The 20,332-nt window shown below is 63.0% G+C and carries 17 protein-coding genes and 1 tRNA gene; 16 read left to right on the forward strand and 2 right to left on the reverse strand.

Annotated elements, in window-relative coordinates; all coding sequences use genetic code 11:
• The coding region (locus ACO48X_RS05465; RefSeq protein ID WP_485001112.1) for a pyridoxal phosphate-dependent aminotransferase at nucleotides 1-1,030 on the reverse strand (1,030 nt) is incomplete at its 3' end.
• Between the two features lie 384 nt (nucleotides 1,031-1,414).
• Here ACO48X_RS05465 and ACO48X_RS05470 point away from each other — a divergent pair.
• The 5 genes from ACO48X_RS05470 (at nucleotide 1,415) to rplA (ending at nucleotide 4,033) form a co-directional block, all read left to right on the forward strand.
• A tRNA-Trp gene (locus ACO48X_RS05470) sits at nucleotides 1,415-1,486 on the forward strand.
• A gap of 63 nt (nucleotides 1,487-1,549) precedes the next feature.
• On the forward strand, nucleotides 1,550-1,807 hold the full coding sequence (gene secE, locus ACO48X_RS05475) for a preprotein translocase subunit SecE (RefSeq protein ID WP_009199287.1): 258 nt from the start codon (nucleotides 1,550-1,552) through the stop codon (nucleotides 1,805-1,807).
• Nucleotides 1,808-1,846: 39 nt separating this feature from the next.
• A complete protein-coding gene (gene nusG / locus ACO48X_RS05480) occupies nucleotides 1,847-2,671 on the forward strand; it encodes a transcription termination/antitermination protein NusG (RefSeq protein ID WP_485001113.1) in 825 nt (274 codons plus the stop codon).
• Nucleotides 2,672-2,782: 111 nt separating this feature from the next.
• A complete protein-coding gene (gene rplK, locus ACO48X_RS05485; RefSeq protein WP_485001114.1) occupies nucleotides 2,783-3,217 on the forward strand; it encodes a 50S ribosomal protein L11 in 435 nt (144 codons plus the stop codon).
• A 99-nt stretch (nucleotides 3,218-3,316) separates the two neighbouring features.
• Complete coding sequence (rplA, locus tag ACO48X_RS05490) at nucleotides 3,317-4,033, forward strand: 50S ribosomal protein L1 (RefSeq protein ID WP_009199284.1); 717 nt, start codon at nucleotides 3,317-3,319, stop codon at nucleotides 4,031-4,033.
• Between the two features lie 214 nt (nucleotides 4,034-4,247).
• Here the strand turns inward: rplA and ACO48X_RS05495 are convergent, their stop codons facing one another.
• Nucleotides 4,248-4,814 (reverse strand): YbaK/EbsC family protein, encoded by a 567-nt coding sequence (locus ACO48X_RS05495; RefSeq protein ID WP_485001115.1) that lies wholly within the window; start codon nucleotides 4,812-4,814, stop codon nucleotides 4,248-4,250.
• Nucleotides 4,815-5,494: 680 nt separating this feature from the next.
• Between ACO48X_RS05495 and ACO48X_RS05500 the strand changes: the two genes are divergently transcribed.
• The 11 genes from ACO48X_RS05500 to ACO48X_RS05550 form a co-directional block, all read left to right on the forward strand.
• Nucleotides 5,495-5,914: a mesoderm induction early response protein 1 gene (locus ACO48X_RS05500; protein ID WP_485001116.1), complete on the forward strand. Its 420-nt coding sequence runs from the start codon at nucleotides 5,495-5,497 to the stop codon at nucleotides 5,912-5,914.
• A 202-nt stretch (nucleotides 5,915-6,116) separates the two neighbouring features.
• On the forward strand, nucleotides 6,117-6,479 hold the full coding sequence (locus ACO48X_RS05505) for a mesoderm induction early response protein 1 (protein WP_484990338.1): 363 nt from the start codon (nucleotides 6,117-6,119) through the stop codon (nucleotides 6,477-6,479).
• A gap of 302 nt (nucleotides 6,480-6,781) precedes the next feature.
• On the forward strand, nucleotides 6,782-8,182 hold the full coding sequence (locus tag ACO48X_RS05510; protein ID WP_485001117.1) for a hypothetical protein: 1,401 nt from the start codon (nucleotides 6,782-6,784) through the stop codon (nucleotides 8,180-8,182).
• 198 nt (nucleotides 8,183-8,380) lie between these two features.
• Complete coding sequence (gene udk / locus ACO48X_RS05515) at nucleotides 8,381-8,992, forward strand: uridine kinase (RefSeq protein WP_485001118.1); 612 nt, start codon at nucleotides 8,381-8,383, stop codon at nucleotides 8,990-8,992.
• Between the two features lie 337 nt (nucleotides 8,993-9,329).
• The gene (rplJ, locus tag ACO48X_RS05520; RefSeq protein ID WP_485001119.1) at nucleotides 9,330-9,851 is read left to right on the forward strand and encodes a 50S ribosomal protein L10; all 522 of its coding nucleotides are present in this window, start codon (nucleotides 9,330-9,332) and stop codon (nucleotides 9,849-9,851) included.
• A gap of 64 nt (nucleotides 9,852-9,915) precedes the next feature.
• A complete protein-coding gene (gene rplL / locus ACO48X_RS05525) occupies nucleotides 9,916-10,305 on the forward strand; it encodes a 50S ribosomal protein L7/L12 (RefSeq protein WP_484990343.1) in 390 nt (129 codons plus the stop codon).
• Between the two features lie 1,071 nt (nucleotides 10,306-11,376).
• Nucleotides 11,377-14,838: a DNA-directed RNA polymerase subunit beta gene (rpoB, locus tag ACO48X_RS05530; protein WP_485001120.1), complete on the forward strand. Its 3,462-nt coding sequence runs from the start codon at nucleotides 11,377-11,379 to the stop codon at nucleotides 14,836-14,838.
• Nucleotides 14,839-14,920: 82 nt separating this feature from the next.
• On the forward strand, nucleotides 14,921-18,805 hold the full coding sequence (locus tag ACO48X_RS05535; protein WP_485001121.1) for a DNA-directed RNA polymerase subunit beta': 3,885 nt from the start codon (nucleotides 14,921-14,923) through the stop codon (nucleotides 18,803-18,805).
• 379 nt (nucleotides 18,806-19,184) lie between these two features.
• Nucleotides 19,185-19,559, forward strand: coding sequence for a 30S ribosomal protein S12 (rpsL, locus tag ACO48X_RS05540; RefSeq protein ID WP_485001122.1), 375 nt, complete (start codon nucleotides 19,185-19,187; stop codon nucleotides 19,557-19,559).
• Nucleotides 19,559-20,029 (forward strand): 30S ribosomal protein S7, encoded by a 471-nt coding sequence (rpsG, locus tag ACO48X_RS05545; protein ID WP_485001123.1) that lies wholly within the window; start codon nucleotides 19,559-19,561, stop codon nucleotides 20,027-20,029. The genes rpsL and rpsG overlap by 1 nt, the downstream gene beginning before the upstream one ends.
• 57 nt (nucleotides 20,030-20,086) lie before the next feature.
• A partial coding sequence (locus ACO48X_RS05550; protein ID WP_485001124.1) for a GTP-binding protein occupies nucleotides 20,087-20,332 on the forward strand: 246 nt, incomplete at its 3' end.

The following is a 20,332-nucleotide window of genomic DNA, read 5'->3' on the forward strand; positions in this document are numbered from 1 at the left end:
TGACGTCGCGGCCGAGCACAGCCTTGACGTTGGGGTAGACGTAGAAGGCGCCCTTCGGCTCGGGGACGGCGAAGCCGTCGATTGCGCTGAGCATCTCGACCATCTTTCGACGCCGACGGTCGAACGCCTCACGCATCTGGGCCACCACGGCCTGCGGCCCCGCGAGCGCCGCCAGCGCAGCCCGCTGCGAGACGTTCGCGACGTTGGAGGTGGCATGGGACTGGAAGTTCGTCGCGGCCTTGATCACGTCGGACGGGCCGTACATCCAGCCGACCCGCCAACCCGTCATGGCGTAGGTCTTCGCGACCCCGTTGAGGATGACGGCGCGGTCGGCGAGCTCGGGCACCTCGCCCAAGATGTAGCTCATGGGCGTGCCGTCGTAGACGAGATGCTCGTAGATCTCGTCCGAAATCACCCAAATCCCGGATTCGAGGGCCCATTGCCCGATCGCCCGGATTTCCTCGGGGGAATAGACCGATCCTGTCGGATTGGACGGCGAGCATAGAAGCAGGGCCTTGGTCTTGTCCGTCCGTGCGGCTTCTAGCTGTTCGACGCTTGCCTTGTACTCGGCGTCGGCCCCGGCGAAGACTTCGACGGGAACGCCGCCGGCCAAGCGGATCGCCTCGGGGTAGGTCGTCCAGTACGGCGCGGGCAGGAGCACCTCGTCGCCGTCGTCGACAAGGGCGGCGAAAGCCTGGAAGACGGCCTGCTTGCCGCCGTTCGTCACGATGACGTCGTTCGGGTCGACGGCGTTGCCCGAGTCGCGGAGGGTCTTCGCCGCGATGGCCTCGCGCAGCTCGGGAAGGCCTTTGGCCGGCGTGTACTTGTGGTTTTTGGGATCGCGGGCGGCTTCGACGGCGGCTTCGACGATGAACTCGGGCGTCGGGAAGTTAGGCTCTCCTGCCCCGAAGCCGATGACGGGACGCCCTGCCGCCTTGAGGGCCTTGGCTTTGGCGTCCACGGCGAGAGTCGCGGACTCTTGGATGGCGGCGAGGCGTGCCGATACTCGGCGGGTTCTGTCATTGCTCATGTGTCCATGGTTGCACGTTTCGTCCCCGTCGCGCGCGCCGGTCCGCGTTTCAGCGCTGTGAGATCGAAGGCGCGGCGCCGTCGGACGGCGAGGGCGCGATGCGCCGGGAAGACAGCCTGCCCCGCACCCGTGCGGCGGGCTCCCTCGAGACGATGCTCCCGATCGTTCTCAAGTAGCCTGCCCCGCACCCGTGCGGCGGGCTCGAAAAGGGCCCAATCGGGCCGCGTGAGAAGCGGCTTGGCGCCGTGCCCGGCGGCTCGGGCGTTGCGATTCGGGCAGACGGATGACGCGGAGCGGGCGAAGGTGTACAATTTTGTGAGTTGTCTCCAGATTGGTGGCACTACGCCATTGACATAAGGCATAATGTCAGGAGCGAACAGCCGAAGGGTAGTGGCGCAATGGTAGCGCATCGGTCTCCAAAACCGGCGGTTGGGGGTTCGAATCCCTCCTACCCTGCAAGGCGGCTCATGTGTCCATGGGCCGCCTTTATTCCATTGCACGACGAGTGAAGGACGCCACGTGACTGCAGCAAGCGCATCGAAGGCCAAAGGAGCCAAGGGCAAGGCCTCCGATGAGAAAAAGAGGCGCAACGTCTTCGCGCGGATCGCCCTGTTCATTCGCCAAATCTTCGCCGAGCTGAAGAAGGTTCAGCGGCCCACCCGCGAAGAGCTCGGGCAGATGTTCTCGACGGTTCTTGCCTTTGTGGCAATCATCATGATCGTCGTCGGCCTTCTTGACCTTGGATTCGGCCGCCTGACCTTCTGGGTCTTCGGGTAGTCTTGGCCGTTCGGACAAACGAGTAGAAAGCAGTAAAGCGTGGCTGACGATATCTTTGAGCCCGTTGCCGATGCGTCGGAAGCCGGCGTCGAAGAGCTTCGGTTCGATTCCGGCGAGGGGCGTTCCGATCCCTCCGGCGACGTCGGACCGGCACACGATCAGACGGGGGAGCCTGCTCCCGGGCCTTCCGGCGATCCTCTGCTCTCGGAGGAGGAAGAAGCCGCGAAGGCCGTGGAGGAGGCCCGCGCAAACCTCGTGACCGAGGACGAAGTGCGCGACAAGCTCAAAGGCCTCGACGGGCGTTGGTACGTCCTTCACACCTATTCGGGTTACGAGAAGCGCGTCAAGCAAGACCTCGAGGTGCGCATGCACTCGATGAACATGGAGGATTACATCTTCCAGATCGAGGTCCCCATGGAGGAGGTCTTTGAGATCCGCCGGGGTCAGCGAAAGCTCGTCTCCCGGGTGCGCATGCCGGGCTACGTGCTCATTCGCATGGATCTGACGGACGATTCGTGGCGAGTGGTGCAATCGACCAACGGAGTGACGGGATTTGTCGGCAACGGCCGCACGCCGGTCGCGCTTTCCGAGAATGAGGTCGTCTCGATGCTCACCCCGGTGATCGAGGCGGAGGCCGCGGCCGAGGCTGTCGCCGCCGGAAAGGCCGCAAGTCCGACGCCGGCCACCCTTTCTCCGTACGCGGTCGGCGACGCCGTCACTTTGACCTCGGAGCCGTGGGCGGGAATGCCGGCCACCGTTTCCGAAGTCGACGCAGCCAACCAGCGGCTCACGGTGCTCATGACCCTCGTCGGCCAGGAAACCCCCGTCGAGCTTTCGTTCAACCAGGTGCGCAAAGACGACTGAAATTCGTTCAAGATCACGCCAGGCAGAATTGAGCCTGGCGTGATTCGCGCGTAACGTTGACAGATGGTCGCCGCTTCTGCCATTGCGGCGATTGACAAGAAAGGACCCTATATGCCTCCCAAGAAGAAGGTTGCAGGTTACATCAAGCTCCAGATTCAGGCTGGGGCGGCGACGCCTGCTCCGCCGATCGGCCCAGCTCTGGGCCAGCACGGCGTCAACATCATGGAGTTCTGCAAGGCCTACAACGCCGCCACAGAATCCCAGCGCGGCAACGTGATCCCCGTCGAGATCACCGTTTACGAGGACCGCTCCTTCACCTTTGTGACGAAGACGCCTCCGGCCGCCGAGCTCATCAAGAAGGCCGCTGGCGTGGCCAAGGGATCGTCTACGCCTCACAGCAACAAGGTCGGGCATCTGACGGCCGATCAGCTCCGCGAAATCGCCAAGACGAAGGAGCCGGACCTCAACGCCAACGACCTCGACAACGCCGCCCGCATCATCGCGGGAACCGCTCGTTCCATGGGAATCACCAGCGACGAGATCTGATCGCTTCCCGGCGCGTGCACGTGCAAGCGCCGCGAACGGATCGTGGAAGGGCCTGCGCGGGCCCCATGACCACAAACTGCTCATTAAGGAGAACAGTCAATGGCAAAGCGCTCTAAGAACTACCGCAACGCCGCTCAGAAGATCGCTGACGGCGTCCTCTACAGCCCCCTCGAGGCAATGCGCCTCGCGAAGGAGACGTCTACCACGAAGTTCGACGCGACCGTCGAGGTCGCGTTCCGCCTTGGAGTCGACCCCCGCAAGGCCGACCAGATGGTCCGTGGAACCGTCAACCTTCCGCACGGCACCGGCAAGACCGCCAGGGTCCTCGTCTTCGCCGTCGGTCCGCGTGCGCAGGAGGCTATCGACGCCGGAGCCGACGAAGTCGGCGGCGACGAGCTGATCGAGAAGGTCGCAGGCGGCTACACCGATTTCGACGCCGCCGTCGCGACCCCTGACCTCATGGGCAAGGTCGGCCGCCTCGGCCGCGTTCTCGGCCCTCGCGGCCTCATGCCCAACCCGAAGACGGGCACCGTGACGATGGACGTCGCCAAGGCAGTTTCGGACATCAAGGGCGGCCGGATCGAGTTCCGCGTGGACAAGAACGGAAACCTTTCCTTCGTCGTCGGCAAGGCGTCTTTCACCCCCGAGCAGCTCGTCGAGAATTATGCGGCGGCCCAGGAGGAGGTCCTTCGCCTCAAGCCCTCGACGTCGAAGGGCCGCTACCTGCTCAAGGGCACGGTTGCGACCACGATGGGGCCGGGCATTCCGCTCGACACGAGCAAGACCCGCAATCTCACGTCGGAAGACCCGTCCTGATTTCATATTGCGTAAGCGAGCGAAAACCCCGCCAATCACATTGATTGGCGGGGTTTTCACTTATTTTATGGCTGTGTGGGAGGACGGCGGCTATGTTCTCCCAGGAGGCTCAACGCTCGGAACGTTGAAAATTCCCATGACACAGGGAAATAAACGGAGGCCGACGGCGAGTCGGTTGGATCGTCGAGCCGGGCTGCTTGGCTGGGTCCTCGGGCTATTCGACGGCAAGACCCTCAATGACTTCCGCCCCCGGGAGTGCGGCGAGGAATCCATCGGGGACAAAGAGCTTCGAACGGCGCAGCCCCGAGCCGATGCATGACCAGCCTTCGGCACAGCGCGAGTCGATGAGCAGGCGCCACGACGCCGGCACTCCCACCGGGGTGATTCCTCCGTACTCCATCCCCGAAGCTTCCACCGCCCGCTCCTGCGGCCAGAAGGAAGCTTTGCGCACGTCAAGGGTCCTCTTCACGGTGTGGTTGACGTCGGCGTTGGTCGTGGCGCGGACGACGCACGCAGCGATTCTCTCTTCGCCGGCTCGTTTCCCGGCGACGAGGATGCAGTTCGACGACAGGGCGAGGTCCATGCCGAACGCCTCTGTCATCGTTTCGGTGTCGGCGAGCTCTGGGTCGATCTCGGCCACCCGGACCTTTGACGCCAGATTTGGGTGGGTCGCCGCGATCGCCTGAAGGGCGGCCGCCGTCGGGGGCGCCAGCAGTTCCAGGTTCTCCAAGGCAGGCAGTGTCGCCAAGGTTCCGCTTCCTGGGATATCGACGTCGTTCATGTTTTATCCTTCCCGATTCGCTGCATGCATCCTTTCAATCGTCGTGCGCCGCAAAGCCGTCTGTCAACAACGGTCTGCGTAGCCGTGGCGACGCCAAGCAAGGGTCGCAAGAACCTGCTCCGCCTGTTCCTTGGGAGCCAGTCCTTTGGAATCTGCATCGTCTGATTCTTAGGGAACCTTTGTCGCCCGGTCTTTAGGAGACCATTTCGCCTGCTCTTTATTGCAGCCCCTCTGAACGGTTTCTCTAATCTTGAGTTGGTCTTGAAGCTCTGTTTCGTCGATGATATTTTGATCTTGGCCGATCGAAAGATTGGCACACGGAAAGACTGAGTCACGCAAGAAGACGGGATTTTTCGCTCAGGAGCGGCTATGACGTTCATGAAATGCAACTCTGCCTGCTTCTTCTACGGGTACAAGGGATCGTGGTGATTTCATGGGCGCGCTAAAGAACAAGGACGGCTTCGTTTCTCAAAACGACGTTGGAGGGAACCAAGGTGTTTGAGATGGTCTCTATTGAGTGTCGATATTGTGCCATCGCGTTCGTCGGGACTGTGAAAGGAAACCAAATTGTATAAGGGCATTTACATCGGGATCAGAGTGCTCGTGGCGCTTGTGGCGTTCTTTACGGTTCGTCATCTTTTTTCACGCCTCCTCCGATCCAGGGCGGAGTTGGCGGCAACGTGTACTCCTCGTGCCACGCCGTTGGCTCGGACTTCAACAAAGACTTGTATCCTCTGACACAAGACCTTTTCGACGTCGAGAGCACCGAAGAGATTCAGAAGTACTTGGACGGTGGTCTTTCGTACAGGATGGAGGTCAATGACGAGATCAGACGGAATATTCAGAGGCAATGCAATAAGGCGCGTCATGAGCGTGGGATTGTCATCATCGTTGCCTCGATCTTCTTCGCCGTCGTGTTCTTATCGGTGCCCAAGCCGCGAAGGTCGCGCAACGGCGCAGGAACCCGTGAGACGTCTAGCGGCGCGGAGCAAAAGGCCGCTGCCGGAGGAGAGAATGCCGCTTTTATGACAGAGGAAAGGGACACGGCCTTAGGCGACAGGAACGAAACGGATTTCAGGCAAGGGACGGAATCAAACTAGTTCGACCTGCCCGAGCTTGCTGCCGAGGCCATCGCGGAGCAGGATACCGATACGAAGGCCAGACTTGACCAAATGGCACAGGGCGTCAGGAGCAATCGGACCGATCCGTGGTCGAAGAAGGCCGAACCGCGTACAGGCAATAGGCACAAAATGAAAGGAAACCGAATTGTCTAGATCGACATACCTGATTACTCGGTCGCTCGTGGCGCTCACGGCCTTCGTCGTCTTCCTATGGCTATTTTTCGTCCCACCCACGATCCAAGCCGGTGGGAGCGACAACAGCTATCGTGGATGCCACTCGGTTGGCTGGAATTTCCTGGGCGATTTCTATCTGATGACCGGGAGGTTCGATGTCGAGAGCCCCCAGAAAATCAAAAAGTATGTAGAAGGGGCCAACACGAGCGTGCGACCTGAAGATGACGTGGTGGCACCGACCATCCATGAGGCCTGCAAGGAGGCTCGGCAGGGGCGAAGCACGCTCATTAACGCCGCATTGGCTTTCTTTGCGGTCGCCTTCCTTTCGATCCCCAAACCGAAGTCGCCTCGCGAAAAACCTGCCGAGTAGGTCTCCGCCCGCTCCGATGCCCAGGAGCGAGCCGCAGTTACAAGCGCCTGCGCTGAAGAGGTTTATCGAGTGCCTCGACGGTGCAACCGGCTAACCCGATCCGCTAGGCACGACGCTTCTGTCGCTGAGGCTTCACGGCAGAGCTTTCCGGCCATGCCGAAACAGGGTTCACGGCCCCCGTGAGGAAAATGGCGATCTAACAGGAAGACGGGAATCGTTCGTCGAATATGCCGATGGACGGCACTCTGTGGGATTCGATAAAAGATGATGTGCGCAGGCGCTTCATCGCCTACCCTTGACTCGTGATCCGCGAGACTGAGAAGGGCGTCGCTCGTCGAGCTGCGCATGGGGCGATCTCGTTCTTCAGACGGGACGGCGTCTTAGCCTTTCTGCTCATCTGCATATCGTTCGGGTGGAGCCTTGTAGCGGTCAGCGAGGGCACGCAGATCAGTCGGTACGACGAATGGACATACATCGATTACGCCCGCAAGGTTGCGGTCGGCCACATCCCGATTCAGGGAGAGCCTCTGGCCGCGCAAACTCTGGAGGACTGGTCCTGCCGTGGAATGGAAGGCGGAATCCGCGACGTCAGACCGCCCGAATGCGGATCGATCTACAAGGGCGCGCCCGCGACGTCGTGGCCGTTTAAGGGCGAAAACTACAACGCATTCCATCCGCCCACCTATTTCTTCGCAGCGGGGCTCGGCGGCCAGACGATCTCCGAGCTCACAGGCGTCGATTTCGTGACCGGAGCCAGGCTGGTGTCCGCGGGATTCGTCGCCCTCGGCGTCGCCGGCCTCTTTCTCGCCGTCAGGGCGTGGAGAGTCAATCGCCTCGCCGCATTCTCCGGGGCGCTTCTGGCCTTGACGACGCCGGCCATCGCGGCGTCGTCCGCGATAGTCCACAACGACGCGATCACACTTCTCGCGGGCGACGCAGCCGTCTGGGCGGGCGCGCGAATATTCGCCCGATACAAGCTCGGCTGGGGGGTCCCCGCCTTCCTGGCCTTCATCGTCTCCTCATTCCGGGTGGTGTCGCTGGGGGCTATGCTGGCCGTCGCCGGCGTCGTGCTGCTCGCATGCTTTATGCCGAAAGTCTTCGGCCTGCTGGCCGACGACAGGCAGGACTTGAGCAGAATCTTCGGCGCGACAGTGGGAGCGGCGGCGGTTCCCTACCTGTTCTGGAACCAGTTCCAAGGGGTGCGCACGCCCCCCGGATACATTCCGGCAATCGACGGGCTGTCGACGATCAAGTTGAAAGACAGCGCGCTGCACTACGTGGTTCCCACCCTCATCGACGCCTACGGGCTGACCGATCCGCGCACCGACTTCTACCTGCAGCCCGGCCTGAAATCCGGCGCGACGTTCGCGTGGGCAGGCATTCTCTACATTTTCTACATCGTCCTTCTGATCGTTTCGGTCGTCTGCATGTGGAAGGCGGTGGACAGGCGCGGCCTCATTTTGAGTACGGCCATATCGCCGTTCGTGACGGCTCTGGTCGTGCAGGTGCGCGAAATCATGACGACGAGCGGTTACTTCGACGTCGTTTCCGGAAGGTACGCCATGAGCACGGTAGCCCTGCACTGCGCGCTCGCGGCCGTGCTGTGCAACGGAAAGCGATCGAAGTGGCTCTTCCTTTTCGCTATCGCGGGGTGCGTCTTCATGGCCTTCGGGGTCGCAATGGCCAAGGTCCCGCAGGTTTGAGCCGACGACGGGGGAGAGGCCGATTCGACGACGGGCAGGGGGAATCGGCGGGGCGGAGGGCCAATCGGCGGGGCAGAGGGCGAATCGGCGGGGGAGAGAAGAACGGCGTGCGGCGTCGGCGCGGATTAGGGTGCGGGGGTTCCGACGCGTACCGTAGTTGCGAAGCACATCGGGAGCACACGGAGGGAAGGACGCGTGATGGCCACGCTGACAGTGGGCGTTGCCGGAGGCACGGGAAGCGGAAAAACCACCCTGACGAGGAAGCTTGTGGAGCGGTTTCCCGGCAAGTCCTCCGTCGTTTTCCACGACAACTACTACAAGGCCCACGACGACCTCGCCTACGAGGAACGGTGCCTGCTCAACTACGATCACCCGGACGCATTCGACAACGATCTGATGGTCGAGCATCTTCGCCGACTCGCCGCGGGGCAGTCCGTTGAGTGTCCGGTTTACGACTACTCCAGCTACAACCGGTCAGATAGAACCAGGCGGATCGAGCCCGCGCCGATCATCGTGGTCGAGGGAATCCTCATATACGCCGCGCCCGAAATATGCGAACTGCTCGACATCAAAATCTTCGTCGACACCGACGCCGACGTGAGAATCCTCCGGCGCATCAAGCGCGACGTCGTCGAACGCGGGCGGACGCTCGAATCCGTGGAGCGTCAGTACCTGACGACGGTCAAGCCCATGCACGAGCTCTATGTGGAGCCGTCGAAGCGCAATGCGGACATCATCGTTCCCAACGGAGGGCACAACCTCGTTGCGCTCGACATGCTCATCAACAAGGTCGAGAGGGCGATCGGCTGAGGCCGGGTGGGCGTGGCGATTCGCCGAAGGCGCGGCAGTCTGCCGAGAGGAGCCTAAGAACGGCGATCGGCCGTGGCGGGGGTGGCAGGGAGGTGCGCAGCCGCATGGATGCGGTCAACGCAAGCGGCCGCGCGGCCGAGGCCTATACGGTTTGCGCATCGGAAATGTTTCCAATAAACTAAGCGACGCCAAAGACCGCAGGTTGCCCGTCGCCAAACGGGACGAAACTCGCAAGAGGCCGGCGCAGGTGAGACAACGAGGACCTTCCAGCCCCGTGCGCCTGCGCGGGGTTTTTGCATGTTCAGACACTTGCGGCAGACGACCGAAGGGAGGCCCTATGGCACGGACCGACAAGTCAGCAGCCATTGCCGAGCTCAAGGAGAAGTTTGAGAGCTCGGACGCCGTGCTGCTCACTGAATACCGCGGCCTGACCGTGATGCAGCTCAAGACGCTGCGTCGCGCGATCGGCGCCAACGCTCAGTTCAAGGTCGCCAAGAACACGCTGGCAAAAATTGCGGCCAGGGAAGCCGGGATCGAGGGCCTTGACGACCTTCTGACCGGACCCACCGCATTCGCCTTCGTCACCGGTGAAATCGCCGACACAGCCAAGGCCATTCGCGATTTCGCCAAGGACAATCCGGCACTCCTCGTCAAGGGCGGAGTCCTTGAGGGCAACCTGCTCTCGGAGGACGACGTCAAGAAGCTTGCCGATCTCGAGTCTCGCGAGGTGCTCCTCAGCAAGGCCGCAGGCGTGCTCAAGGCTGCTCTGTTCCAGGCGGCATACGTTTTCCAGGCGCCCGTCTCAAAGACGGTGCGCACCATCGACGCGCTGCGCGCGAAAGAAGAAGCGGCTGCCTGACCGGGCGCCGCGCAATCAACAGATACATCTGCTCGCGTAGCAGGCATCAGGAAGGAAGGCCATCATGGCTAAGCTCACCACCGAAGAGCTCATTGCTGCATTCAAGGAGCTCACCCTCGTCGAGCTCAACGACTTCGTCAAGGCGTTCGAAGAGGAGTTCGACGTCACCGCCGCGGCTCCCGTCGCCGCCGTCGCCGCGGCCCCGGCCGCCGGTGGAGAAGCCGCCGCCGCAGAAGAGGAGAAGGACTCGTTCGACGTCGTTCTCGAGGCTGCCGGCGACAAGAAGGTTGCGGTCATCAAGGAAGTTCGCGCCCTCACCTCCCTCGGCCTCAAGGAGGCCAAGGACCTCGTCGATTCGGCTCCCAAGGCCGTCCTGGAGGGCGTCGACAAGGAGGCCGCGAACAAGGCCAAGGAGCAGCTCGAGGGCGCCGGCGCGTCCGTCACCGTGAAGTGACGCGGGCGGCTTAAAGCGGTTGGCTTGGAGCTCATCCAAGCGACTTGGGCCTGAAGGCGGCCTAGGACTCAAGGTTACTTGGGCCCTAGGCCGCCTCGTTATTGGTTGCAACCTGTTGGCCAACCTTGCTTTGATTTCAGCGTGAGGCGGGCTGTAATCGCTCTCGCTCGTTTCGCGCTCCTGGTCAATTGCGGTCGGTTTTAAGTTCCTATGTTTTAACTCTATTGTTCTTCAACTGAATAGAATTGATCTTCCATTGCTTTATTCTATTTGGAATCATTTTGTTGGAAACGCTTGCTGTAGGTTCAGTTACAAGTTTGCTCGGAGGCGGGGGCAACTGGATGTGTAGCAGTTTTTCGGAAGTAAAGACTTTATATGGCTATCTCACGTTCTCAAACATTGTTGTCCGTCTATAGAGATTAAGAAGAGGCCCTCGATATGAAAGTTCTTTGCAAATTATGACGATCAAAAGTGGAGCTTATAATCCACGCAGGAACTTTTCATGACGATTAATCGTCAAAATTCCCTAAATAGCAGCTTCAGGTCATTTTAATCGCCCTGCTTCTTCAATTGCCGTTGACGGTGGCGTTGTCCAGCGAACTGCGTCGGATGGTCTATGGGCGGCGTCGATTGGCGGTCAAACTCCGTTGACTGGCTCGTGAACGGCTCTTTGCCCGAGAGTCTGACGACGTCGGCCCTCGCCTGCCGCGTCGACATCGACCCGCAAACGGCGCCGCAAAGAGGGGGCCGGGTGGCCCCCGGCAACAGCGCTCCGATTCTCGGACGAACGAGGTGCGAGACCGATCTCCGCGAATCCGATCGCCGAGAGCCCGATCGCCGCTTGGACCGCGTCGCACTTGCACATCGCGCTCGGGTGTGGGACAGTTTTTCCGAACGCAGTTGTTCAGTGACGCCTTCCACAGGGCGCGCTGTGGCGCGCGCCTGCCATTTGGTGTATTGTAGGTATTTGCTTCGTGTAACTACCAGTGTGTCCAGAAGGCCCTCAAAGCTTGGAAACTATTGGAAATACCCGGATGCGACCGCCTTACCAACGTCAGGGAAGGAACCCCTTTGGCTGCTTCGCGCACCTATTCGCTCTCCGCACGCAATGGAAAGCCGGTCGTTGACCGCGTTTCCTTTGCCAAGATTCACGAGCCTCTTCAACTCCCGAATCTCCTGGGCCTGCAGACCGACAGTTTCGGTTGGCTCGTCGGCTCCGAGCAGTGGACCTCGCGGAACCCCGGTTCCCAATCCGGCCTCGAGGAGATCTTCGAAGAGATTTCGCCCATTGAAAACGCAGCCCAGACCATGGGGCTCGTGCTTTCCTCCCCGCATCTGGAGGATCCCAAGTACTCCATCGCCGAATGTCGCGAGCGCGATCTGACGTACGCCGCTCCTCTGTACGTGACAGCAGAATTCCAGAACTACGAGACCGGCGAGATTAAAAGCCAGACCACGTTCATCGGCGACTTCCCGCTCATGACCGAGCGCGGAACGTTCATCATCAACGGCACCGAGCGCGTCGTCGTCTCCCAGCTTGTGCGCTCGCCGGGCGTGTACTATGAACGGCTCGCCGACAAAACCTCCGACAAAGACGTGTTCAACGTCAAGATCATTCCCTCGCGCGGGGCTTGGCTCGAGTTCGAGATCGACAAGCGCGACGCCGTCGGAGTGCGCGTGGACCGCAAGCGCAAGCAGTCGGTGACGGTCTTCCTCAAGGCCCTCGGCATGAGCGAGTCGGAGATCCGCGAAATCTTCGGCGACTTCCCCGCGCTCATCGAGACGCTCGAGAAAGACACCGTGCACACCCAGGAAGAGGCCTTGACGGACCTGTACCGCAAGCTTCGGCCGGGCGAGCCGCCGACGGCCGAGGCCGGGCGCGCGCTTCTCAACAACTTCTACTTCAACACGAAGCGCTACGACACTGCCAAGGTCGGCCGCTTCAAGCTCAACAAGAAGCTCGGCCTCGACCCCGCCAACGAGTCGCGCCAGCTCGGCATCTCGGACATCACGGCCGTGCTGCGCTATCTTTTGGCGCTTCACGCCGGGCATGAAAAGGTCCTGTGCGGCGAGGGCGGCGTCGAAGCGGAAATCGAGACGGACGACATCGACCACTTCGGCAACCGCCGCATTCGCGCCGTCGGCGAACTCATCCAGAATCAGGTTCGCACCGGGCTTTCGCGTTTGGACCGCATGGTTCGCGAGCGCATGACGACGCAGGAGGCGGAAGCCATCACTCCGTCCTCGCTCATCAACATCCGGCCCATCGTCGCGGCCATCAAGGAGTTCTTCGGAACTTCCCAGCTTTCGCAGTTCATGGATCAGAACAACCCCCTCGCGGGCCTGACCCACAAGCGTCGCCTCTCGGCCCTTGGCCCCGGCGGCCTCTCCCGCGACCGCGCGGGCATGGAAGTGCGCGACGTCCACTCGTCCCATTACGGCCGCATGTGCCCGATCGAGACTCCCGAAGGCCCGAACATCGGCCTCATCGGGTCCCTCGCATCGTTCGCGCGCATCAACCCCTTCGGCTTTATCGAGACGCCCTACCGGGTGGTGAACAACGGCGTCGTCACGGACGAGATCGTCTACCTTCAAGCGGACGACGAGGACAAGGCCGTCATCGCCCAGGCCGAGGTGCCGCTCGATGAGAACAACCGCTTCGTCGACGAAGAGGCGCTGTGCCGGATGCCGGGAGGCGAGCCCGCGCTCGTCCCAGTGGACGAGATCGACTTCATGGACGTTTCGGCGCGGCAAATGTGCTCGGTGGGAACCGCCATGATCCCCTTCCTCGAGCACGACGACGCCAACCGCGCCCTCATGGGCGCCAACATGCAGCGCCAGGCCGTTCCGCTCATCCGGCCCTCCGCCCCGTACGTGGGCACGGGCATGGAGATGCGATCCGCGGTCGACGCCGGCGACGTCACCGTGGCCAAAGAGCCCGGAGTCGTTTTGGAGGTCGACGCTGATTCCGTCGTCGTCGAGCAGGACAACGGGCGCCATGTGACGTACAAGCTGACGAAGTTCGACCGCTCCAACCCCGGAAACTGCACCAACCAGCAGGTTGTGGTCAGCCCCGGGGACAGGCTGGAGGCCGGGACGCTCATCGCGGACGGGCCGGCGACCGAAGGCGGGGAGCTGGCCCTCGGCCAGAACCTCCTCGTCGCGTTCATGACGTGGAACGGCTTCAACTACGAGGACGCGATCATTCTCTCCGAGCGTTGCGTCAAGGACGATCTGCTCACCTCGATCCACATCGAGGAGCACGAGGTCGATGCGCGGGACACGAAGCTGGGGCCCGAGGAGATCACCCGGGACATCCCCAACGTCTCAGACGAGATGCTTTCGCACCTTGACGAGCACGGCGTCATCCGGATTGGCGCGGAAGTGCAGGCGGGGGACATCCTCGTCGGCAAGATCACGCCCAAGGGCGAAACCGAGCTGACCAGCGAAGAGCGTCTGCTTCGCGCGATCTTCGGCGAGAAGGCCAAAGAAGTTCGCGACACCTCGCTGCGGGTCCCGCACGGAGAGTCGGGAATCGTCATCGGCGTTCGCCAGTTCACGAAAGACAACAACGACGAGCTGGCCTCCGACGTCAACGAGACGGTTCGCGTCTACATCGCCCAGCGCCGCAAGATCACGATCGGCGACAAGATGGCGGGACGCCATGGAAACAAGGGCGTCATCTCGCGAATTCTCCCCGTCGAGGACATGCCTTTCATGGAGGACGGCACACCCGTCGACATCATCCTCAACCCGCTGGGCGTGCCCGGCCGCATGAACCTCGGCCAGGTCTACGAGCTGCACCTGGGATGGATCGCCAGCCAAGGGTGGGACGCCAGCGCCGCTCGCGAAGCCGGCGAGGCGTGGGCGAAGCGCCTTCCCGAGGCGACGGTCAAGGGCAAGCCGGGCCAGCACGTTGCGACGCCCGTGTTCGACGGCGTCCGAGGCGACGAGCTTTCGGGCCTCCTCGGTTCGACGCTGCCCAACCGCGACGGCGAGGTCCTCGTCAACGCCGAAGGCAAGGCGAGGCTGTTCGACGGCCGCTCGGGCGAGCCTTTCCCCGAGCCGATCTCTGTCGGCTACATGTACATGCTCAAGCTGCACCACCTCGTGGACGACAAGATCCACGCCCGTTCGACGGGGCCGTACTCGATGGTCACCCAGCAGCCGCTTGGCGGCAAGGCCCAGTTCGGCGGACAGCGCTTCGGCGAAATGGAGGTGTGGGCCCTCGAAGCCTACGGCGCCTCGCACACCCTGCAGGAGATGCTGACGATCAAGTCCGACGACACCGTTGGCCGCGTCAAGGTCTACGAGGCGATCGTCAAGGGCGACAACGTGCCGGAAGCCGGCATCCCCGAGTCCTTCAAGGTCCTCATCCAGGAGATGCGCTCGCTGTGCCTGAACGTCGAAGCCCTCGACGCCGCGGGGCAGGCCATCAACCTCCAAGACACGGAGGAGGACCAATTCCAACCCCTCGAGCCCGTCGCTATGCCGACCGGCCTGGAGGACCTTACGTCTGGCGCTGACTTCTAAGGGGAGGCCGGGCCAAGCGCCGGCCCGGCCCCTTCCGTCAGCCCGCCGCCACACACTGGTGCTTCATTAGGAAGTAGGAATTTTGCTCGACGTCAATCGTTTCGACCAGCTCCACATCTCACTCGCAACCTCGGACGACGTCCGCACCTGGTCGCACGGCGAGGTGAAGAAGCCCGAGACCATCAACTACCGCACGCTCAAGCCCGAACGCGACGGGCTCTTCTGCGAGCGGATCTTCGGCCCCACGCGCGATTGGGAGTGCGCCTGCGGCAAGTACAAGCGCCCGCGATTCAAGGGGATCGTGTGCGAACGCTGCGGCGTGGAAGTCACGCGCTCCAAGGTTCGTCGCGAGCGCATGGGCCACATCGAACTCGCGGCCCCCGTCACCCACATTTGGTATTTCAAGGGCGTTCCCTCGCGTTTGGGATACCTGCTCGACATCGCCCCCAAGGACCTCGAAAAGGTCATCTACTTCGCCGCCTACATGGTGACCTCGGTGGACGAGGAGGCTCGCCGCCAGGACCTTCCCTCGCTGCAGTCCGAGTACGAGCTCGAGCGCACGGCGATCGAGAAGGCCCTCGCCGTCGACCTCGAAAACCGCCAGAGGAAGCTCGAAACCGACCTTTTGGAAGCCGAACACGAGGGCCAGAAGACCGAGGCGAAGTCTCGCATCAAGCGAGCCGCCGAAGCCGACCTCACCCGCATCCGCAAGCGCGCGGAGGCCGACGTCCTCCGCCTCGACACGGTGTGGGAGCGTTTCTCCAAGCTCAAGGTGGGCGACCTCGAAGGCGACGAGGACCTCTACCGCGAGATGGAGTCGCGCTACTCTGACTATTTCGAGGCCTTCCGCGGGGCCGAGGCCATCAAGCGCAGGCTCGAAACCTTCGACCTGGAGGGCGAGCGCGACCTGCTCGTCGAGGCCATCGAAAGCGGCACTGCCCAGCGCAAGGCCCGCGCGCTCAAGCGCATCAAGGTGGTCAACGCCTTCCTGCACTCGGGCACGAAGCCCACGGCGATGGTCCTCGACGCGCTGCCCGTCATCCCGCCGGATCTGCGCCCGATGGTCCAGCTCGACGGCGGACGTTTTGCGACCTCGGATCTCAACGACCTCTACCGGCGCGTGATCAACCGCAACAACCGCCTCAAGCGCATGCTTGACCTGGGCGCGCCCGAGATCATGGTCAACAACGAGAAGCGGATGCTCCAGGAGGCCGTCGACGCGCTGTTCGACAACGGCCGCCGCGGCCGCCCCGTCCAGGGCGCCGGCAACCGCCCGCTCAAGTCGCTTTCCGACATGCTCAAAGGCAAGCAGGGCCGTTTCCGCCAGAACCTGCTGGGCAAGCGTGTCGACTACTCGGGCCGTTCGGTCATCGTCGTCGGCCCGGACCTCAAGCTGCACCAGTGCGGCCTGCCCACGATCATGGCTTTGGAGCTGTTCAAGCCGTTCGTCCAAAAGCGCCTCGTCGACCTCGACATCGCCAAGAACGTCAAGGCGGCCAAGCGCCTCATCGACCGGCAGCGCCCCGAAGTCTGGGACGTGCTCGAAGAGGTCATCAAGGAGCACCCGGTGCTGCTCAACCGCGCGCCGACCCTTCACCGCCTCGGTATCCAGGCCTTCGAGCCGCAGCTGATCGAGGGCAAGGCCATCCGACTGCACCCGCTCGTCTGCACGGCCTTCAACGCCGACTTCGACGGGGACCAGATGGCCGTCCATCTGCCGCTGTCCGTGGAGGCCCAGGCCGAGGCCCGCATTCTCATGCTCTCCTCGAACAACATCCTCAAGCCGTCCGACGGGCGGCCCGTGACGATGCCCTCCCAGGACATGATCATCGGGCTGTACCACCTTTCGTCGATCCGCGAAGGCCTGGCGGGGGAGGGCCGTTCCTTCTCCTCCATGGCCGAGGCCCGGATGGCCTACGATCTGGGGGAGCTGCACCTCAACGCGAAGTGCAAGATCCGCTTCGAGGGCGACGTCGTCCCCCCGGCCGACTGGAGCGCCCCAGAGGGCTGGCAGGCCGGCGACCCCGTCGCCCTGGAGACGAGCCTGGGCCGGGCGACGTTCAACGAGACGCTCCCGGTCGATTTCCCGTACGTCAACGAAGCTGTGGACAAGAAGGTCCTCGGACGCATTGTCAACGCCTTGGCCGAGCGCTATGAAAAGGTGGCCGTCGGCGCCTCTCTCGACGCGCTCAAGGCCGCGGGCTTCCACTGGGCCGGCCGCTCCGGCGCGACGATCGCCGTGTCCGACGTGGTCGTTCCCGGAACCAAGGCCGAAATCCTCGACGAGGCCGAGAAGGCCGCTTCGCGAATCGAGCACCAGTTCCTGACGGGGCGCATCGAGGACGAGGACAGGCGCCGCGACCTCGTCGATCTCTGGTCGGCCGTCACCGATCAGATCGCGAAGGAGATGCGCTCGAACTTCGACGAAATGAACGCGGTCAACAGGATGGTCTCCTCGGGCGCCCGCGGAAACTGGGAGCAGGTCCGTCAGATCGCCGGCATGCGAGGGCTCGTCGCCGACCCGAAGGGATCGATCATCCCGCGTCCGATCAAGTCGAATTATCGCGAGGGCCTGTCGGTCCTCGAGTACTTCATCGCCACGCACGGCGCGCGCAAGGGCCTGGCAGACACCGCGCTTCGAACCGCGGATTCGGGGTACCTCACGAGGCGCCTCGTCGACGTCTCGCAGGACGTCATCGTCCGCGAACGCGACTGCGGCACCAGGCGCGGCCTGTCGAAGGCCATCGCCCACGCGGACTCCGAAGGGGTCCTCGTTCCCGACGAGCAGCTCGACACGACGGTGTACGCGCGGACCTTGGCCCGCGACATCTCGGACGCCGAGGGCAACGTCATCGTCCCCGCGGGCACCGATCTGGGCGACGTCGCGATCGAAAAGCTCATCGCGGCCGGCGTCACGGACGTCTCGGTCCGTTCCGTCCTGACCTGCGAATCGCGCATCGGCACGTGCGCCATGTGCTATGGGCGTTCGATGGCCACCGGAAAGCTCGTCGACATCGGCGAGGCCGTGGGAATCGTCGCGGCCCAGTCCATCGGCGAGCCCGGAACGCAGCTGACGATGCGCACGTTCCACACCGGAGGATCGGCTTCCGCGGACGACATCACCCAGGGCCTTCCCCGAGTCCAGGAGCTTTTCGAGGCCCGCACGCCGAAGGGCGAGGCCCCGATCGCCGAGTCCGCCGGGCGTTTGAAGGTCGAGGACGGAGAACGCACCCGCCGCCTCATCATCGTGCGCGACGACGGCGACGACGACCTCGTCTACCAGGTGTCCAAGCGCGCCAAGCTCCTCGTCCCCGAAGACGGCCACGCGAGCGTCGGCCAGCAGCTTGTCGAGGGGTCGGTCGACCCCAAGAAGGTGCTGCGCATCACGGGCAGGCGCGCGGCCCAGGAGCACATCGTGAGCGAGGTGCAGAGCGTCTACCGCTCGCAGGGCGTGGAGATCCACGACAAGCACATCGAGGTCATCGTCCGCCAGATGCTTCGCCGCGTGACCATTCTCGAAGCCGGAACCACGAAGCTCCTTCCCGGCGAGCTCGTGGACGTCTCGATCTTCGAGGACGAGAATCGCGCGGCCATGTCCGAAGGCGGCAAGCCGGCATCCGGACGCCCCGAGCTCATGGGCATCACGAAAGCCTCGCTGGCCACCGATTCGTGGCTCTCGGCCGCCTCCTTCCAGGAGACGACCAAGGTGCTCACGGAAGCGGCCCTCAACTCCAAGAGCGACCCGCTTTCGGGCCTGAAGGAGAACGTCATCCTGGGCAAGCTCATCCCGGCCGGAACCGGCTTGGAGCAGCTGCGTTCCACCAGGGTCGAGCCCACGCCCGAGGCTCGCGTCGAATTCGAGAAGAACAACGGATTCAGCCGCCGCGACCTCGAGGCCTTCGACGACGGGTTCGGATACAACGATTTCCCCGATTTCGATCTGAGCAGCGGATACACCGCTTTCTGATCTTGGGAGGCGCGCGGGGCGGGAGGCGAAGGCTTTCCGCCCCGCGCCGCGTTCTCGGGATTGGCGGCGAAACTTCAAAACGCCGCCCGCGGGCTTTCGGCCGACACGGGGCTTCGGCGCCGCGGACGCGTGCGGGCGTGCGAAGCCGGGGAGCGTCGATTCTGCGAGCCGGTAGCGCGGCTCGCAGAGGCGACGTCGTCGTCGCAGGAATCACAGAGTTGGCGAACGATTTCCTTTGACGCCGTCACTTGCTTGCCGCTAATCTTGTTTAGGTTGCCCGCCATACGTGGGTCAACTGACATGCGTCCCAGCTCTGGGAATGCGCTCGACGTCATCGTCGAAACCTTACGATCAAACGAACTTTTTCAGGAGAAACATAGTGCCCACAATTCAGCAGCTGGTCCGCAGGGGCCGACGCAGCAAGGTCGGGAAGTCGAAGACCCCGGCGCTCAAGGGTAGCCCCCAGCGCCGCGGCGTCTGCACCCGCGTTTTCACCACGACGCCGAAGAAGCCGAATTCGGCTCTGCGCAAGGTGGCCCGTGTCCGTTTGTCCTCCGGCATCGAGGTCACGGCCTACATTCCCGGCGAGGGGCACAACCTCCAGGAGCACTCCATCGTCCTCGTCCGCGGCGGCCGAGTCCGCGACCTTCCGGGCGTGCGCTACAAGATCGTCCGAGGCGCACTCGACACCCAGGGAGTCAAGAACCGCCAGCAGGCCCGCAGCCGCTACGGTGCGAAGAAGGAGAAGAAGTAATGCCTCGTAAGGGTCCCGCTCGCAAGCGCCCCCTGGTCAACGACCCCGTTTACGGCTCGACGCTCGTCACTCAGCTCGTCAACCGGGTGCTCCTCGACGGCAAGAAGTCGACGGCCCAGCACATCGTGTACGGCGCCCTTGAGGCCGTCGGCGAGAAGTCGGGCCAGGAGCCTCTGGCCGTCCTCAAACGCGCGATGGACAACATCCGCCCCTCGCTCGAAGTCCGCTCCCGCCGCGTCGGCGGCGCCACCTACCAGGTGCCCGTCGAGGTCAAGTCCGGCCGCGCCACCACCCTCGCGCTCCGCTGGCTTGTCGACTACGCCCGGCAGCGCCGCGAGAAGACCATGACCGAGCGCCTCGCCAACGAGATTCTCGACGCCTCCAACGGCCTGGGCGCCGCGGTCAAGCGCCGCGAAGACACTCACCGAATGGCGGAGTCCAACAGGGCCTTCGCTCACTACCGCTGGTAACGACGCACCGGGAACGGCGCGAAGCCTACATCCCTCAACATAGAAGAGAGCCAAAACGTGGCACAAGATGTGCTGACGGACCTCAGAAAGGTCCGCAACATTGGAATCATGGCGCACATTGACGCAGGCAAAACCACCGTCACTGAGCGAATCCTTTACTACACGGGCATCAATTACAAGATCGGCGAGACGCACGACGGCGCCTCGACCACCGACTGGATGGAGCAGGAGAAGGAGCGCGGCATCACCATCACCTCCGCGGCCGTCACCGCCTTCTGGAAGGGCACCCAGATCAACGTCATC

The organism is Peptidiphaga sp. (genome assembly GCF_057238965.1).

Excerpts from the sequence above, each read along its gene's own strand:
- rplK (WP_485001114.1), top strand. The coding sequence starts at position 2,783 with ATGCCTCCCAAGAAGAAGGTTGCAGGTTACATCAAGCTCCAGATTCAG.
- rplA (WP_009199284.1), top strand. The coding sequence starts at position 3,317 with ATGGCAAAGCGCTCTAAGAACTACCGCAACGCCGCTCAGAAGATCGCT.
- ACO48X_RS05495 (WP_485001115.1), bottom strand. The coding sequence starts at position 4,814 with ATGAACGACGTCGATATCCCAGGAAGCGGAACCTTGGCGACACTGCCT.
- udk (WP_485001118.1), top strand. The coding sequence starts at position 8,381 with ATGGCCACGCTGACAGTGGGCGTTGCCGGAGGCACGGGAAGCGGAAAA.
- rplJ (WP_485001119.1), top strand. The coding sequence starts at position 9,330 with ATGGCACGGACCGACAAGTCAGCAGCCATTGCCGAGCTCAAGGAGAAG.
- rplL (WP_484990343.1), top strand. The coding sequence starts at position 9,916 with ATGGCTAAGCTCACCACCGAAGAGCTCATTGCTGCATTCAAGGAGCTC.
- rpsG (WP_485001123.1), top strand. The coding sequence starts at position 19,559 with ATGCCTCGTAAGGGTCCCGCTCGCAAGCGCCCCCTGGTCAACGACCCC.